The 2,112-nt window shown below is 64.2% G+C and carries 2 protein-coding genes; both read right to left on the reverse strand.

The window, feature by feature from the left end; all coding sequences use genetic code 11:
• Positions 1-163: 163 nt before the first annotated feature.
• On the reverse strand, positions 164-556 hold the full coding sequence (locus EOA22_RS31425) for a DUF305 domain-containing protein (protein ID WP_013528057.1): 393 nt from the start codon (positions 554-556) through the stop codon (positions 164-166).
• Positions 557-599: 43 nt separating this feature from the next.
• The coding region (locus EOA22_RS31430) for a copper-translocating P-type ATPase (protein WP_164756103.1) at positions 600-2,112 on the reverse strand (1,513 nt) is incomplete at its 5' end.

Genomic DNA, 2,112 nt, shown 5'->3' on the forward strand with positions numbered 1-2,112 from the left:
ATCTTCCATGTGCCCTGGCCAAGCACCTGAACGGCTTCGCCGGAGGGCAGTTTGGTGGTTCTGATGGTCGGTGGCATGGCGGGCTCCAGTTGGGGCCGGATCGCATCACAGGCTGGGCGATAAATCCAGAGGCGTTCTCGCCGCGCTGGCGATGGCTGAAGACTTACTTCACCGGATGGGCGGCGAGCCAGGCCTGCATCTGCTTGATCTCTGCTTCCTGCGCGGCGATGACGCCTTCGGCCAGCTTGCGGATTTCCGGGTCCTTGCCATTGGCAAGTTCAACCTTGGCCATGTCGATCGCACCCTGATGGTGCGGGATCATGCCTCTGACGAAATCGACGTCGGCATTGCCGGTATAGTCGGACGCCATCATGTCGGCATGCATCTTGTCCATCGCCGCCTTGTAGCCTTCCGTCGAAGGACTGGTCGCGTCCGTCGCCATAGCGCCCATGTCGTGTTTCATCTCTTCGCTCTGCGCCGGAACGCTTTCGAGGAAGACGGCAACCAGCATTCCGGCCGCCATCAGCAGCAGCACGAGTTTTTTGGCGAAGGTCATACATGGTCTCCTGTTGGATGGGTTTCGTATTTGGGGGCTTGGATCAGAGTTTCAATGTTCTCAGCCGCAATGCGTTTGCGATCACCGACACCGAGGACAGGCTCATCGCCGCCGCTGCCAGCATCGGCGACAGCAGCGTGCCGGTGAGCGGATAGAGCACGCCGGCGGCGACCGGCACGCCAAGCACGTTGTAGAGGAAGGCAAAGAACAGGTTCTGGCGGATGTTGCGGATCGTCGCCTGAGCCAGCGTGCGCGCCCGCACGATGCCGTTGAGGTCGCCTTTGACCAAGGTGATGCCGGCGCTTTCGACGGCGACATCGGCGCCGGTGCCCATGGCGATGCCGACATCGGCGGCGGCAAGGGCCGGTGCATCGTTGACGCCGTCGCCGGCCATGGCAACGCCGGTGCCTTTTGCGCGCAGTTCCTCGACAAGGGCTGCCTTCTGTTCCGGCAGCAGGCCGGCGCGGACCTCGTCGATGCCGAGGCTTCTGGCGATCGCGTTGGCCGTGCGTTCATTGTCGCCGGTCGCCATGATGATCCGCAAGCCGCTTTCATGCAGCGCCTTGATCGCCTCGGCCGTCGTTGTCTTGATAGGGTCGGCGACGGCGACGATGCCGGCCAGTTTTTTGTCGACAGCAACGAACATCGCCGTCTTGCCTTCGAGTTGCAGCGCCTCGGCCTTGGCCGAGATGGATGCGATGTCGACGCCAAGGTCGGCCATCATCGCGGCGTTCCCGAGCGCGACCGTCTTTCCCGAGACCGAACCGGACACACCCTTCCCGGTGACCGCCTCGAAGCCGCTGGCCTCTGCAACGGTCACGCCGCGCGTAGCGGCGCCGTCAACGATGGCTTCAGCCAGCGGATGCTCCGAGCCTTTCTCCAGGCCCGCGGCAAGCGCCAGCAATTCGTCTTCGGAAAAGCCGTTTGCCGTGACGACATCGGTCAGCTTCGGCCGGCCTTCGGTCAGCGTCCCCGTTTTGTCGACGATCAGCGTGTCGACGGAAGCGAAGCGTTCGAGTGCTGCGGCTTCCTTGATCAGCACGCCGGCATGCGCCCCGCGCCCGGTGGCGGTCATGATCGACATCGGCGTGGCGAGGCCGAGCGCACAGGGACAAGCGAGTAACAGCCCAGACACCGCCGAGACGATGGCAAAGATCAGGCTGGGCTCGGGTCCAAACACGGCCCAAGCGATGAAGGCGACAATCGCGACAAGGACGACGGCCGGGACAAAGTAGAAAGAAACGCGATCAGCCAACCCTTGGATCGGGGCGCGCGAGCGCTGCGCCTTGGCGACGAGCTCGACGATGCGCGCCAGCGTCGTCTCGGCGCCGACCTTCTCAGCGCGCATGATCAGCGCACCATTCTTGTTGAGCGTGCCGCCGGTCAGCGCATCGCCCTCGACCTTCTCGACCGGCAACGGCTCGCCCGTGATCATCGATTCGTCGAGCGAGGACCGTCCTTCCAGCACCGTGCCATCGACCGGCACGGCGTCACCGGGGCGTATGCGCAGGCGATCGCCGGCCTTGACGGCGGCGAGGGGCACGTCGTTTTCGGAA

Source organism: Mesorhizobium sp. M7A.F.Ca.US.014.04.1.1 (assembly GCF_003998745.1).
Taxonomy (GTDB): Bacteria; Pseudomonadota; Alphaproteobacteria; order Rhizobiales; family Rhizobiaceae; genus Mesorhizobium; species Mesorhizobium ciceri.

Bases quoted from the DNA above. Each gene is read 5' to 3' on its own strand.
- EOA22_RS31425 (WP_013528057.1), bottom strand. From the start codon at position 556: ATGACCTTCGCCAAAAAACTCGTGCTGCTGCTGATGGCGGCCGGAATG.